This is a genomic window from Streptomyces phaeoluteigriseus (assembly GCF_001896135.2).
Lineage (GTDB): Bacteria > Actinomycetota > Actinomycetes > Streptomycetales > Streptomycetaceae > Streptomyces > Streptomyces phaeoluteigriseus.
Genome location: NZ_MPOH02000011.1, coordinates 166,326 through 180,370 on the forward strand (window position 1 = coordinate 166,326; position 14,045 = coordinate 180,370).

At 70.8% G+C, this 14,045-nt stretch carries 10 protein-coding genes, 2 tRNA genes and 2 pseudogenes; 4 read left to right on the forward strand and 10 right to left on the reverse strand.

Annotation, left to right across the window (positions count from 1 at the left end; translation table 11 throughout):
* Positions 1–6: 6 nt before the first annotated feature.
* On the reverse strand, positions 7–993 hold the full coding sequence (locus BM536_RS11895; RefSeq protein ID WP_079275233.1) for an arylamine N-acetyltransferase family protein: 987 nt from the start codon (positions 991–993) through the stop codon (positions 7–9).
* A gap of 4 nt (positions 994–997) precedes the next feature.
* A pseudogene (locus BM536_RS11900) lies at positions 998–2,763 on the reverse strand (ComEC/Rec2 family competence protein).
* Between the two features lie 321 nt (positions 2,764–3,084).
* Here BM536_RS11900 and BM536_RS11905 point away from each other — a divergent pair.
* On the forward strand, positions 3,085–3,750 hold the full coding sequence (locus BM536_RS11905; RefSeq protein ID WP_425444620.1) for a hypothetical protein: 666 nt from the start codon (positions 3,085–3,087) through the stop codon (positions 3,748–3,750).
* 65 nt (positions 3,751–3,815) lie between these two features.
* Here the strand turns inward: BM536_RS11905 and clpX are convergent, their stop codons facing one another.
* From clpX to BM536_RS11930, 5 genes are all read right to left on the reverse strand, one after another.
* Positions 3,816–5,105: an ATP-dependent Clp protease ATP-binding subunit ClpX gene (gene clpX, locus BM536_RS11910; RefSeq protein ID WP_073491586.1), complete on the reverse strand. Its 1,290-nt coding sequence runs from the start codon at positions 5,103–5,105 to the stop codon at positions 3,816–3,818.
* A gap of 185 nt (positions 5,106–5,290) precedes the next feature.
* Positions 5,291–5,971: an ATP-dependent Clp protease proteolytic subunit gene (locus BM536_RS11915; RefSeq protein ID WP_073491585.1), complete on the reverse strand. Its 681-nt coding sequence runs from the start codon at positions 5,969–5,971 to the stop codon at positions 5,291–5,293.
* 114 nt (positions 5,972–6,085) lie between these two features.
* Positions 6,086–6,694 carry an ATP-dependent Clp protease proteolytic subunit gene (locus tag BM536_RS11920; RefSeq protein ID WP_073491584.1) on the reverse strand — a complete coding sequence of 203 codons (609 nt, stop codon included), beginning with the start codon at positions 6,692–6,694 and terminating at the stop codon, positions 6,086–6,088.
* A 371-nt stretch (positions 6,695–7,065) separates the two neighbouring features.
* The gene (gene tig, locus BM536_RS11925) at positions 7,066–8,454 is read right to left on the reverse strand and encodes a trigger factor (protein ID WP_073491583.1); all 1,389 of its coding nucleotides are present in this window, start codon (positions 8,452–8,454) and stop codon (positions 7,066–7,068) included.
* A gap of 207 nt (positions 8,455–8,661) precedes the next feature.
* Positions 8,662–8,738 (reverse strand) — tRNA-Pro (locus BM536_RS11930).
* A 164-nt stretch (positions 8,739–8,902) separates the two neighbouring features.
* Between BM536_RS11930 and BM536_RS11935 the strand changes: the two genes are divergently transcribed.
* A tRNA-Gly gene (locus tag BM536_RS11935) sits at positions 8,903–8,973 on the forward strand.
* Positions 8,974–9,112: 139 nt separating this feature from the next.
* On the opposite strand, the gene BM536_RS11940 is transcribed toward BM536_RS11935, so the two are convergent.
* Positions 9,113–9,307 carry a hypothetical protein gene (locus BM536_RS11940; protein WP_073491582.1) on the reverse strand — a complete coding sequence of 65 codons (195 nt, stop codon included), beginning with the start codon at positions 9,305–9,307 and terminating at the stop codon, positions 9,113–9,115.
* Between the two features lie 411 nt (positions 9,308–9,718).
* Here BM536_RS11940 and BM536_RS11945 point away from each other — a divergent pair, with 411 nt between their 5' ends.
* The gene (locus tag BM536_RS11945; protein WP_073491581.1) at positions 9,719–10,873 is read left to right on the forward strand and encodes an acyltransferase family protein; all 1,155 of its coding nucleotides are present in this window, start codon (positions 9,719–9,721) and stop codon (positions 10,871–10,873) included.
* A 15-nt stretch (positions 10,874–10,888) separates the two neighbouring features.
* On the opposite strand, the gene BM536_RS11950 is transcribed toward BM536_RS11945, so the two are convergent.
* Entirely contained in the window at positions 10,889–11,371 is a 483-nt protein-coding gene (locus tag BM536_RS11950) for an HD domain-containing protein (RefSeq protein ID WP_073491580.1), read from the reverse strand.
* Positions 11,372–11,429: 58 nt separating this feature from the next.
* Complete coding sequence (locus tag BM536_RS11955; protein ID WP_073491579.1) at positions 11,430–12,614, reverse strand: PP2C family protein-serine/threonine phosphatase; 1,185 nt, start codon at positions 12,612–12,614, stop codon at positions 11,430–11,432.
* A 163-nt stretch (positions 12,615–12,777) separates the two neighbouring features.
* Between BM536_RS11955 and BM536_RS11960 the strand changes: the two are divergent.
* Positions 12,778–14,041: pseudogene (locus BM536_RS11960) on the forward strand (GNAT family N-acetyltransferase).
* The last annotated feature ends 4 nt before the right edge of the window (positions 14,042–14,045 follow it).

Here is a 14,045-nt window from a genome sequence, read left to right on the forward strand (position 1 = left end):
GACCCCTCAGGCCGTCTCACCTCCCCGCGCCACCGGCACCCGCTCCAACGCGATCCCGAACCTCTCCCGGTACACGCCCAGCACCTCCTCGTCCCCCGCCAACTCCCGCTCCACGCTCTCGCCCTGCGGGTCAGTCACCTTCAACCGGCGCCCGCTGAGGGTGAGCCTCCCTCCGTCCTCCGTGACCCGCGAGCACACCGGCGACCGGGTGAAGTGCGACTCGGGCGAGGTGCTGTGCCACCACGCCCCGGCCACGAAGTCGCCCAGCACCCGGGGCCGCACCTCCAACCGGTACACCCGCCGGTCGTCCCGCACGACGTCCAGGTCGGAAGCCCCCGGCACCCCGCCGCTCCCCCGCGCCGGCCGGCCCGCCCCGCCCTTCACCCCGGCCGCGTCCGCGCCGGCCTCCACGATCCGGAAGACACCGCCGGGATCGTCCTGCTTCCCCCGGTGCTCGAAGCGGAGCGGGTGGTGGCTGTGCGCCCCGAACCCCACGTCGGCCAGCCACTCCCCCGCGTCCACCGTCCGCACCAGCAGCGCGAGATGGTCGTACGGGATCCCGAGCCGCCCCTCGGCGCCGTAGACCCGGCCGGCGAGCGGTGTCACGTCGAAGCCCAGCGCCGTGAGCAGCGCGCCGAACGCGCCGTTCAACTCGTAACAGAACCCTCCCCTCCCCGTCGTGGCGACCTTCTCGACCAGCCGTCTCTCCTCCAGAACGATCTCCTCTCCCAGATGCACCGACAGGTTCTCGAAGGGCACGGCCCGCAGGTGCCGCAGATGCAGCTCCCGCAGGACGTCGGCGGTGGGCCACGCCGGGAACTCGACGCCGAGCCGGCGCAGATAGGCCTCGACCAGAGGCGCGTCGAGCGGAGAAGCGGCGGTCGGGGCCTGTACGGGATCGGCCTGTACGGGATCGGCCTGTACGGAGTCGGGCTGTACGGAGTCGGGCTGTACGGAGTCGGCCTGTACGGAGTCGGCCTGTACGGAGTCCATGCCCTCAGTCTCCCGCCACCCGCAGCTCCGTGCCCGTACCCGCGACGGCCAGCGCTCCGTCCCGGTCGGTCCGCAGCACCACGGCCCCCGTGGCCCGCAACGCGGCGACGGTGCCGGGAGCCGGGTGTCCGTACGGGTTGTCCGCCCCGGCCGAGATCAACGCCAGGCGGGGCGCGACCGCGCGCAGGAGATCCGGGTCCTGATAGGCCGAACCGTGATGGGCGACCTTCAGCACATCCACCCCGCCCAGCCGCGCCGCCGCCGGCGACCGCGCCAGCGCCTGCTGGGCGGGCGGTTCGAGATCCCCGAGCAGCAGCATCCGTATCCCGGCGGACCGCACGAGGAGCGTCACACTCGCGTCGTTCGGTCCCTCCGCTTCCGGCACCTGCCGGGCCGGCGGCCACAGCACCTCCCAGTCGAGGGGTCCGAGCCGCCGCCGCTCCCCCGCCACCGCCCGCAGCAGGGGAACCCCGCGGGCCTCGGCCTCCCTCCGCACGAAGGCCACCTGGTCCACCGGCTCGGCGAACCCCGTCGTCTCGATGGCGCCCACCTCCCGGCCCCGCAGCACGCCGGGCAGCCCCGCCACATGATCGGCGTGGAAGTGGGTCAGTACGACGAGCGGGATCCGGGTGACGCCCAGCCTGGTCAGGCACCGGTCGACCAGGGCCGGGTCCGGGCCGGCGTCCACCACCACACCGGTGCCCCCACCGGCCGCGAGTACCGTCGCGTCGCCCTGACCCACGTCGCACATCACCAGCCGCCAGCCCGGCGGCGGCCAGCCCGTGAGCACCCGGGTCAGCGGAGGCGGCCGGACGACCGCGAGCAGGAGCAGCGCCGCGCAGGCCGCGCACAGCCACGGCCGCCGCACCAGCCGCCTCCCCAGCAGCACCGCCACCAGGGTGGCGACAGCGAGCAGCAGCGCCCCGCCCCAACTGCCCGGCCAGTCCACTCCCGCGCCGGGCAGCGCCGCCCCGCCCGCGCGACACCCGCGATCCACTCGGCGGGCCAACTCCCGCACCAGGCCAGTGCCTTCGCCACCGGCATCGCCCACGGCGCCGTCGCCAGGGTGGCGAACCCCAGCACGGTGGCCGGTGCCACGGCGAACTCCACGAGCAGGTTGCACGGCACCGCCACCAGGCTCACCCTGGCCGACAGCACCGCCACGACCGGCGCGCACAGGGCCTGCGCGGCTCCCGCCGCCGCCAACGCCTCCGCGAGCCGCGGCGGAACCCGGCGCCGCCGCAGAGCGGCACTCCATCGCGGCGCCAGCGTCAGCAGGGCCCCGGTGGCCAGCACGGACAGCAGGAACCCGTAACTCCGGGCCAGCCAGGGGTCGTAGAGCACCAGGAGCAGGACCGCCGTCGCCAGCGCCGGGATCAGGGATCTGCGCCGACCCGTCGCCAGGGCGAGCAGGACGACGGTTCCGCAGGCCGCGGCCCGCAGCACACTCGGGTCGGGCCGGCACACGACGACGAACCCGAGCGTGAGCGCCCCGCCGAGCAGCGCGGTCGTCCGCAGCGGAATGCCCAGGCGGGGTGCCAGGCCGCGCCGCTCCACATGCTGTGCCAGGCCGGGCGGTCCCAGGAGGAGCGCGAGCATGATCGTGAGGTTGCTCCCCGACACGGCCAGGGTGTGCGCGAGGTCCGTCTCCTTGAATGCCTCGTCCAGCTCTGGCGTGATCCGTGAGGTGTCCCCGACGACCAACCCCGGCAGCAGCGCCCGAGCGTCCGCCGACAGCCCGTCGGTGGCGTCCCGCAGCCCCGCCCGCAACCGGCCCGCGGTGCGCTGCGCCGCCGACGGCTCCCGCACGACCGCCGGCACCGCGCGTCCGCCTCGGTCCCGCACGCGCAGCACGGCCGCGATGCGGTCCCCACCCGTCAGCGCGGGAGCCAGCCGCCCCGTCACCCGCACCCGCGTGGAAGGCAACAACCCGAGCCACGTACGGCGCCCAGCCCCCCCTACGGCCAGCAGCCGCCCGCCCCGCCCTACGGCCAGCAGCCCCCGTACGGCCAGCCCCCCTACGGCGTCCCCCAGCCCCCGGCTCCGGGCGGCGGCAAGAAGAAGGCGGCCCTCATCATCGGCGCGGTCGCGGTGGTCGCGGCGATCGGTGTGGGCGCGGCCTTCGTGCTCGGCGGGAGCAGCGGGGGCGCGGGCGGCCTGGAGGACGACGGAGCGCACACGCTGACGACGCCGAAGACGGTGGTAGTTGAGTACCAGCGGGTCGGCGAGGGCAATCAGGTCAGTGGCTCCGACACCGCGAAGGACATGGAGAAGAGCGGCGTCAAGGGCGGCACGGCGGTCGTCGGACAGTGGTCGACCGCCGACTTCAGCAACTACGACCCCGAGGACCCCTCCTCCTTGCCCAGCCAGTCCGAGCTGCTGACCGCCAAGGGCATGACGATGGTGGGCGGTTACGGCAAGATCGCCGACCCCCAGGACACCCTGGACAAGTTCTTCGCCTCCATCCAGAAGCAGGTCAAGGACAGCTCCACCAGTGACACCGGCACCATGCAGAACGCCGAGCTGGTCGGTGAGCCGGAGGAGGTCGAGATCGACGGCGCGGTCGCCAAGTGCCAGTCGACGAAGAGCACCAACGCGCTCACCAAGAAGGAGTCGACCGACTGGTTCTGCGCCTGGGCCGACTACAGCACGGTCGCCATGGTCTCGCCGGGTGACAACAACGGCACGGGTGTCGGCAAGGACACCGCGGTCGACCTCACCACCAAGCTCCGCGAGGAAGTCCGCGTCAAGGCCTGACGCCCCGCACACCACGAGGGGCCCCCGGCCGACCGACCGGGGCCCCTCGTGGTGTGCGGCGGCGGTTACGCCGTCTTCTGCTCCCCCGGCCCCCGGCCGTTGCGGGCGTCGCGGGGGATCAGGGTGGGGTTGACGTTGGAGCGGACGACGTCCGCGGTGATGACCACGCGGGCCACGTCCTTGCGGGACGGGACCTCGTACATCACCGACATGAGGACCTCCTCCATGATGGCGCGCAGGCCGCGCGCGCCGGTCTGGCGGAGGATGGCCTGGTCGGCGATGGCCTCCAGGGCCTCCCGCTCGAAGTCCAGCTCCACGCCGTCGAGTTCGAAGAGGCGCTGGTACTGCTTCACCAGCGCGTTGCGCGGCTCGATGAGGATCTGGAGCAGTGCCTCGCGGTCCAGGTTGTGGACCGAGGTGATCACGGGGAGGCGGCCGATGAACTCGGGGATCATGCCGAACTTGACCAGGTCCTCGGGCATGACGTCCTCGAACTGGTCCTTGGCCTCCAGCTCCCGCTTCGAGCGGATCGTCGCGCCGAAGCCGATGCCCTTGGCGCCGGCCCTCGATTCGATGATCTTCTCCAGGCCCGAGAAGGCACCGCCCACGATGAACAGGACGTTCGTCGTGTCGATCTGGATGAACTCCTGGTGCGGGTGCTTGCGTCCGCCCTGCGGCGGGACCGAGGCCGTGGTGCCCTCGAGAATCTTCAGCAGGGCCTGCTGGACGCCCTCACCCGAGACGTCGCGGGTGATCGAGGGGTTCTCACTCTTCCTCGCGACCTTGTCGATCTCATCGATGTAGATGATCCCGGTCTCGGCCTTCTTGACGTCGTAGTCGGCGGCCTGGATCAGCTTCAGCAGGATGTTCTCGACGTCCTCGCCCACGTACCCCGCCTCGGTGAGCGCCGTGGCGTCGGCGATCGCGAACGGGACGTTCAGCATGCGCGCCAGGGTCTGCGCGAGGAGGGTCTTGCCGGAGCCCGTGGGACCCAGCAGGAGGATGTTGGACTTCGCCAACTCGATGGCGTCCTCACGGCTTTGACCGCCGCCGTGCTCACCGGCCTGGACCCGCTTGTAGTGGTTGTACACCGCGACCGACAGGGCCTTCTTGGCCGGTTCCTGGCCTACCACATAGCCCTCGAGGAACTCGTAGATCTCGCGCGGCTTCGGGAGTTCCTCCCAGCGGACCTCGCTCGTCTCCGCGAGTTCTTCCTCGATGATCTCGTTGCAGAGGTCGATGCACTCGTCGCAGATGTACACACCGGGCCCTGCGATGAGCTTCTTGACCTGCTTCTGGCTCTTGCCGCAGAACGAGCACTTGAGCAGATCGCCGCCGTCACCGATGCGTGCCACGGTGTGCTTCCCCTTCGCCTGGGAGACGACTGGAACATCTTTCGAGTCCAGCGTCTCCTGGTGCTGCCTTATGTCGACGGTACCTTGCCGGGCCCCCCGTTCGGGCCCCCCTTGGCACGGTTCGCTTCCACGTGGACCGTGTCACACCATGCCAAGGGGCGGCAGACGATACTCCCCCACCCGCGTCAGCGCAGGTCGGCGTTGTTCATCTTGCGGGTCGAGATGATCTGGTCGATCAGGCCGTAGGCCAGCGCGTCCTCGGCCGTGAGGATCTTGTCGCGCTCGATGTCCTCGCGGATCTTCTCGATCGGCGTGGTGGAGTGCTTGGCCAGCATGTCCTCCAGCTGGGCACGCATCCGCAGGATCTCGTTCGCGGCGATCTCCAGGTCGGAGACCTGACCGCGGCCGGTCTCGCTGTACGGCTGGTGGATCAGCACACGGGCGTTCGGCAGCGCCATGCGCTTGCCGGGCGTACCGGCGGCGAGCAGGATCGCGGCGGCGGAGGCCGCCTGGCCCATGCAGACCGTCTGGACGTCGGGCTTCACGAACTGCATCGTGTCGTAGATCGCCGTCAGCGCCGTGAAGGAGCCGCCAGGGCTGTTGATGTAGACCGAGATGTCCCGGTCGGGGTCCATCGACTCCAGGCACAGCAGCTGCGCCATGACGTCGTTGGCGGAGGCGTCGTCGATCTGCACGCCGAGGAAGATCACCCGCTCCTCGAAGAGCTTCGCGTACGGGTCGTACTCGCGGACGCCCTGGGAGGTGCGCTCGACGAAGCGCGGGATGACGTAGCGGGATTCGGCGCGGGGGCCGGTGTACTCGGCCTCGGTGCGGGCGAAGAGGCCGCTGCCGGGGAAGTCGTTCACGGTGTCTCCTGGAGAGAAGGCTGGGGCGGTGGGTGAAGGGGGCTGAGAGGGACGCTGACGGCCTCGGGGGCGCCGGATGTCCGGCGGGGCCCCTGGGGCCGTGCGGAGCCCGTACTAGGCCGCCCCGGTACCGCCGCCGCCCGGCATGCCGGCGGCCGTGGGGATGACGTCGTCGATGAGGCCGTACTCCTTGGCCTCGAAGGCGTCGAACCAGCGGTCGCGGTCCGAGTCCCGGGTGATCTGCTCGATGGTCTGGCCCGTGTGCTGGGCCGTGAGCTCGGCCATGCGCTTCTTGGTGTGCAGCAGCCGCTCGGCGTGGATCTTGATGTCCGAGGCCGAGCCGGCCAGGCCGGCGGAGGGCTGGTGGATCAGGATCTCGGCGTTCGGCAGCGCGAAGCGCTTGCCGGGCGTACCGGCGCTGAGCAGGAACTGGCCCATCGAGGCCGCGAGGCCCATCGCGATGGTCACCACGTCGTTCTTGATGAACTGCATGGTGTCGTAGATCGCCATGCCGGCCGTGATCGAGCCGCCGGGGCTGTTGATGTAGAGGAAGATGTCCTTGTCCGGGTCGGCGGCAAGGAGCAGCAGCTGCGCGGTGATCTTGTTGGCGATGTCGTCGTCGACCGCCTGGCCGAGGAAGATGATCCGCTCGCCGAGCAGCCGGTTGTAGACCTGGTCGCCGAGGCCACCACCGATGGAAGGGTCGCCGGCGGCGGAGGGCATCAGATTCGTCACGTATCCACCTGCTCGTCTTATCGACGGCGTCCGGGCCGTCTCACGTGTACTGCCGGGGGCAACGGGGACTCCCCTGCCCTCGTACTCATGGACCCTAACGCGCGGGTCCCTTCGGAGAATCCCGGAGAGGTGAGTGTTCGCCGGGGGCGTAGCCGGGGCCACCGGTGGCGGAGCGGATTTCGGCCCCGATCGTGGGCGGGTGCGGTGCGGGCCGCGGCCGGCCGGTCCCCGCCCTGCGGCGGAGCCGTACCTCGGCACCGGCCCGCGTCCCTACGGCGGGCCGCCCCGCCGTGTGCCGAGAGGGCCCCGGAGCGTGGTGCTCCGGGGCCCTCTCTTTCGCTTCAGGAGTGGCGCGAGGCTCAGGCCTCGGGCTTGTCCTCGGCGGACTCGGTGGCGTCCTCCGTGGTGGCCTCGGCGGCCTCCTCGGTGTCCTCCTCGTCGTCCAGGTCGATGATCTCGCCGTTGGTGTCCTTGACCGTGGCGGACTCGACGACCACGGCCAGGGCCTTGCCGCGGGCGACCTCGCCGACGAGGAGCGGAACCTGACCGCCCTCGACGACCGCCTGCGCGAACTGGTCGGGCGACATGCCCGAGGAGGCGGCGCGGCGCATGAGGTGCTCGGTCAGCTCCTCCTGGTTCACGTTCAGCTTCTCGCGCTTGACCAGCTCGTCGAGGACGAACTGGGTCTTGATGCCCTTGACCGCGGCCTCGCGGGTCTCGGTCTCGAACTCCTCGGCGGTCTTGCCCTGGAGCTCCAGGTACTTGTCGAGGGTCAGACCCATCTGGTCGAGCTGGTGGTGCTCCAGGTTGTGCTTGCGGGTGTTGATCTCGTCCGCGAGCAGCTTCTCGGGGACGGGCACCTCGACCAGCTCCAGGAGCTTCTCCAGGACGCGCTCCTGGGCCTGGGTGGCCTGGTCGTACTGCTTCATGTTGGCGAGGCGCTTGCGGCTGTCGGCCTTCAGCTCCTCCAGGGTGTCGAACTCGGAGGCGAGCTGCGCGAACTCGTCGTCCAGCTCGGGCAGTTCGCGGGCGGCGACCTGGGTGACCTTGACGGTGACCTCGGCCTGCCGGCCCGCCGCCGAGCCGCCCTTCAGCTCGGAGGTGAAGGTGGCTTCGCCACCGGCCTCCAGGCCCTTGACGGCGTCGTCGATGCCCTCGAGCAGTTCGCCGGAGCCGATCGTGTAGGAGACGCCGTCGGCGACGCCGTCCTCCAGGACCTCGCCGTCGACCTTGGCCTCCAGGTCGACCGTGACGACGTCGCCGTCCTCGGCCGGACGCTCGACCGGGGAGGTCGAGGCGAAGCGCTCACGGAGCTGCTCCACCGACTTCTCGATGTCCTCGTCGCTCACCTCGACGGCGTCGACCTCGACCTCGATGGAGGAGAAGTCCTCCGGGAGCTCGAGGACGGGGCGGATGTCGACCTCGGCGGTGAAGTTCAGCGTCTCGCCGTCCTTCAGCTCCGTGATGTCGACCTCCGGCTGGCCGAGGACGTCCAGCTCGGCTCCGTTGACCGCCTCCGTGTAGAACTTCGGAAGCGCGTCGTTGACGGCCTCCTCCAGCACGGCTCCGCGGCCGAACCGCTGGTCGATGATCCGGGCCGGGATCTTGCCCTTACGGAAGCCCTTCACCGTGACCTGCTGGTTGATCTTCTTGTACGCCGCGTCGAGGCTGTCCTTGAGCTCCTCGAAGGGCACCTCGACAGTGAGCCGAACCCGAGTCGGGTTCAGGGTCTCCACGGCGCTCTTCACGGTTCGGTCTCCTTGTGGCTGACTTCTTGGGTTTCGCCGGAACCTGACAGGTCCGGCGATTCAGCGCCCGGAAGAGTTCGAGGCCGGTGGGCCGGGGACACACGGGCGCGCAGTCTGCATAGTAGCCGCAGCAGCTGAGCCGCCCAAAAGACGATCTCCGGTGCGGCGCCCGGCATGATCGCGCAGATGGCGCGCAGATGACGCAGATGGTCGGGGTGGCGGGATTTGAACCCACGGCCTTCCGCTCCCAAAGCGGACGCGCTACCAAGCTGCGCCACACCCCGTCTGGTGCGACACGTAGGGTACATGCCCGCAGGCCGCCCGGCCGCCGCATTCACCGAGGGTCGCCGGCGCTCCGGGCGTGGCGCGGGAAGGGGTGTGCGACGAAGGCGGCCGACCCGCTAGGATGCGTGAAGTGCCGCGGTCGGCTGACCTGCGGCGCGCGTGTGCGGGCGTAGCTCAATGGTAGAGCCCTAGTCTTCCAAACTAGCTACGCGGGTTCGATTCCCGTCGCCCGCTCTGTACGGCTCAGGGCCAGGTCGGAGGATGATTCCTCCGACCTGGCCCTGAGCCGTTTCGGCCCGGCGGGCGGCCGGGGCACCTGGGGGCGCTGAGCGCGGCCGACGCCGCGGGGACCGCGGGATCCGGCGGGTGTCGCCTAGAAACTGATCGAGTTGATCGTTTCGGCGAGGGAGTTGAGGAAGCGGTTGATCGACGGGGCCATGCCCGTCGAGGCGAGGAAGAAGCCGAACAGGATCGCGACGATGGCTGGGCCCGCCTTGATCGACCCGCCTCTGATCAGTACGACCAGGACGATCGCCAACAGCAGCACCACTGACAGTGAAATGGCCACAACTGATCACACACCCTCGGTCGGTCCGCTCTCCCGGCCCGGGGACGCGACCCCGCGCACCCCGCCAGAGACCATCGTGCCACCAACGCGGCCTCCCCATGCGGCCGCTGACGCATCCTCGGCGGCGACCGTCCGTCTCCGACCGGGCCCCACCGCCCGCGAAAGCCTGCCGCACCGCAATTGGCGGACGAAGTCCGCATACAAATTCACAACTGGCGCGCAGGGAATTCGAATTGTGGGCACAGACTCTTCGCCGACACGCACACAACCGCCGTTATGCACCTTTTAGTCGGGATGAAGCGTGACATCCAGGGCGCCGGAGGCGATGGTCACTTGGTCATATAGAGGAATGGAATCGCGTTGACGAGGAACGTTTTACGGACCACCACGGACAACGCTAGGGTGCCTCAGATGTTCCACGCCGCTTCGTCCCTCGTGTCGAGTCCGAACTCATCCCAGAGCGAGAAGGATCAGCACCGGCCGTCCCCCGACAGACGGTCGAAGCAGCGTGACGCGTTCTTCGACAACGCCAAGTACCTGGCGATCGTGCTGGTCGCCATCGGTCACTCCTGGGAGCCCCTGAAGGGCGACAGCCGGGTGCTCCAGGCCGCGTACCAGCTCGTGTACGCGTTCCACATGCCGGCGTTCATCCTCATCTCCGGCTACTTCTCGCGCAGTTTCGACGGCAGCCCGGCCCGGCTGAGGCGCCTGGTGACCGGTGTCGCCGTGCCGTACGTGGTGTTCGAGACGGCCTATCCGCTGTTCAAGCAGGTCGTCGACCGTGATCCCGAGGCCGCCGTCACACTCCTCGACCCGTACTACCTGACCTGGTTCCTGTGCGCGTTGTTCATCTGGCGGCTGACCACCCCGATCTGGCAGCTGATCCGCCATCCGCTGCCGGTGGCGCTGGGCATCGCGATGCTGGCGTCCGCCGCGCCGGGCATCACCGGCGACCTGGACCTCCCGCGCGTCCTTCAGTTCCTGCCGTACTTCGTGCTGGGCCTGTGTCTGCGGCCCGAGCACTTCCGGATGGTGCGCCGCCTGTCGGTGCGGATCGCGGCCGTGCCGGTGTTCGTGGTCGCGCTGGCCTTCTCCTGGTGGGCGGTACCGCGGATGGACACCGGCTGGCTCTACCACCGCTCCTCCGCCCAGGAGCTGGGCGTCCCGTGGTGGGTGGGACCCGTCATGCAGCTGGCGCTGTTCGGCTGTTCGCTGCTGCTGACCGCCTGCTTCTTCTCCTGGGTGCCGGGCCGCACGATGTGGTTCACGACGCTCGGCGCGGGCACCCTCTACGGCTATCTGCTGCACGGCTTCCTGATCAAGGGCGCCGACTACCGCGGTCTGTTCGCACCCGACTGGCTGCACGGCCCGCTCGGTGAGATCGCCGTCACCGTGGCTGTCGCCCTCGCCGTCACCCTGCTGTGCACCAGGCCCGTCCGGTGGGTGTTCCGGGGCGTGATGGAGCCGAAGATGGACTGGGCGTTCAAGAAGCGGGACGTCACCACCGAGCCGGTCCTGGTGCGGGAGCGGAAGCCGGCGCGGGAGCGCGCGAAGGCCGATGCCTAGCCGGGACGCCCGGCCTCACGGCTCCCTGGCCGGGCTCCCTAGCAGGACGTCCGGCCAGGGAGCCGTGAGGCCGAGGAGCGCGCGCATGCGGGCGTACTTCTCGGTCAGGCGGGTGCGGGTCGGTTCGTCCAGGACGGCCAGCCGGGCCGGGTCGGCGTTGTGCGCCAGGTCGGCCTCCTTCACCAGCAGCGCGCCCGGAGTGGCGAGGATGCGCTGCGCGTACGCCTGAGGCGTCTCCCCCGCCCTCTTGGTGACAGCCCTGACGACGTCCTTCGTACGGTCGCTCAGAGCCGCCTCGCGCAGCCAGGTCTCGGAGAGCGCGTCGTCCTCGACGGCGTCGTGCAGCCAGGCCGCGGCGATCTGGTCGGGGTCGCCGCCCCGGGACCGTACGCCCTCCGCGACGGCCTGGAGGTGCTCGGCGTACGGACGGCCCGCCTTGTCGGCCTGGCCCTCGTGGGCCGCGCGGGCGAGGGTCTCGACCTCGGTGAGGGTCAGCATGACTGTTCTTCTACCGCAGCCGGACCGCCCGGGTCCACAACAGGCGGACCGCCCGGGTCTACAGCAGCGAGGCCGCCTGGGCCGTCGGGCCCTCCCGGCAGACCAGGAGCAGGGCGCGGTCGTCGTTGACGTCCTTGGCGACCGCCTCGATCAGGTGCCAGGCCGCACCCTGGAAGCCTCCCGCCACATAACGGTCGGCCTCGCCGGTGAGGCGGTCGATGCCCTCGACTATGTCGCGGTCGGAGGTCTCCACCAGGCCGTCGGTGAACAGCATCAGCACGTCACCGGGGCGCAACGAGCCCTTCACCGGGTCGAACTGGGCGCCCTCGTACACGCCGAGCAGCGGGCCCTCCGCGGCCTTCTCCTCCCAGCGGCCACTGCCCGCGCTGAGCTGGAGACCCGGCGGGTGGCCCGCGGAGTACAGCTCGTAGTCCCCGGAGTCGAGGTCGAGGACGAGGTGGATGGAGGTGGCGAAGCCCTCGTCCCAGTCCTGGCGGAGGAGGTAGCCGTTGGCGGCCGGGAGGAAGGCGTGCGGGGGCAGGGAGCCGAGCAGGCCGCCGAAGGCGCCGGACAGCAGCAGGGCCCGCGAGCCCGCGTCCATGCCCTTGCCGGAGACGTCCGTGAGGACGACCTCCATGGTGCGGCCGCCGTTGGTGCGGGCCGCGACGACGAAGTCACCGGAGAACGACTGGCCGCCCGCGGGCCGCAGCGCCATCTCGCGGTGCCAGCCCCGCGGCAGCGTCGGCAGCTTGCTCTGCACCCGGATGCGTTCGCGCAGGTCGAACAGCATGGTGCCGCCGCGCCGCCAGGGCACGCCGACCCGGCTGCGGAACTGGGCGATGAGCAGACCGATGAAACCGCAGGCCGCGACGACCAGCACCACGCCGGGCGTGACCCGGGCCGCGCCCTCCGTGTACGGGCCGAGCTGCACCGACTCCACGATCAGCGCCGTGGCCGCCGCCGCGTACAGGCCGAGCAGGCTCGCCGGGCGCAGCACGAGGCCGCCGGCGACGATGGGCAGGACCAGGGCGGCCGGTGAGCACCACACCGGATCGGCGAGCGTGACGGCCGCGATCACCGGGACGGTGAGCAGCAGACCGGCCAGCGCGATCCAGTCCGAACCGTCGCCGCGGAAGTAGTCCACGGCGCTTCTGCGCAGGCCGGTGCGGACCCGGTGCACCAGATGCTTCAACCGGGCCGTCAACGTCTCGGCTTCCGCGCGCCGCTGTCGTCCTGCTGCCATTAGTTCGGGACCCTATCCATCCAACCCACCGCTTGGCACGGGAGGTCCCACTTGTCCCCCGTCCGAGGCTCGACTTCACAGTGAACGCCACGGAAAGCGCTCGCGCCGCCATGAGGGAGAAATCCCCTGGCTCGTCCCGCATTGCACTGGTAGGCATGGATCCATGACGACTGAGGCGACGGGCCGCACGGGCCTCCCGGAGACCGAGCTGCGGCCCTTGCGGCGGGACGACTGGGACGATTGGTACGACACCCTGCTACGTGCCTTCGGCGGGGTCGGTGAACCGGCCGAGGAACGCGCGCTGTGGCGCGACCTCACGCCGTACGAACGCTCCTTCGGCGCCTGGGAGGGGGCCGAACCGGTCGGGACGGCCGGGGCCTTCGACTTCCGGCTGACGGTACCCGGCGGGGCCTCGGTGCCGGCCGCCGGCGTGACGATGGTCGGCGTGGCCGCGACGCACCGCCGGCGCGGGGTGCTGACCTCGATGATGCGCCGGCAACTGGACGACATACGTACGTGGGGCGAGCCGCTCGCCGTCCTCACCGCCTCCGAGCCCGCCATCTACGGGCGGTTCGGGTACGGCGCGGCGGCCTTCGGACTGCACGCCGAGATCGACACCAGCCGGGTACGGCTGTCCGTCCCGGCCGGCACCGACGACGTACGGCTGCGGTACGCCGGGACCGGGGCCGTCCTGGACGTGTGCGAGGCGGTGTACGCGCGGACGGTGCCGCTGCGGGCCGGGATGCTGGCCCGGCGGCGGCTGGGAGCGGCTCGGGGTGCTCGACCCGGAGAGCGAGCGGGGCGGGGCGTCGCCGTTGCAGTGCGTGCTGGCCGAGCGGGACGGGGAGGTCACCGGCTACGCCCGGTTCCGGGTGAAGCCGAGGTGGACGGACGCCGGGCACGACGGTGAGGTGCTGCTGGCCGACCTCGCCGCGGTGGACGCGGTGTCGGAGGCGGCGCTGTGGCGGTTCTTGTTCGGCATCGACCTCACGACCTCGCTGAAGGTGCGGGGGCGTCCGCTGGACGACGCCTGGCAGCATCTCGTCTCCGACGTCCGGCGGTGCGAACTGCGGGTGCGGGACTCCTTGTACGTACGGCTGGTGGACGTCGGGGCCGCGCTGGAGGCGCGGACCTACCAGGCGCCGGTGGACGTGGTGTTGGACGTCGAGGACTCCTTCTGCCCCTGGAACGCAGGGCGTTGGCGGCTGTCGGGTGACGCGAAGGGGGCGTCCTGCTCGCCTACGACGGATGCGGCCGATCTCGGCCTGTCGGTACGGGAGTTGGGGGCGGCGTATCTCGGGGGCGTCTCGCTGGCCTCGCTGGCACGGGCCGGGCGGGTGCGCGAGCTGCGGCCGGGGGCGCTGGCCGAGGCATCGGTGGGGTTCGGCGCGGCGGGCGGGGAGCCCTGGCTGCCGCACGGGTTCTGAGGTC

Bases quoted from the DNA above. Each gene is read 5' to 3' on its own strand.
- BM536_RS11895 (WP_079275233.1), bottom strand. From the start codon at position 993: ATGGACTCCGTACAGGCCGACTCCGTACAGGCCGACTCCGTACAGCCC.
- BM536_RS11955 (WP_073491579.1), bottom strand. From the start codon at position 12,614: ATGGCAGCAGGACGACAGCGGCGCGCGGAAGCCGAGACGTTGACGGCC.
- BM536_RS11945 (WP_073491581.1), top strand. From the start codon at position 9,719: ATGTTCCACGCCGCTTCGTCCCTCGTGTCGAGTCCGAACTCATCCCAG.
- BM536_RS11920 (WP_073491584.1), bottom strand. From the start codon at position 6,694: ATGCCCTCCGCCGCCGGCGACCCTTCCATCGGTGGTGGCCTCGGCGAC.
- BM536_RS11950 (WP_073491580.1), bottom strand. From the start codon at position 11,371: ATGCTGACCCTCACCGAGGTCGAGACCCTCGCCCGCGCGGCCCACGAG.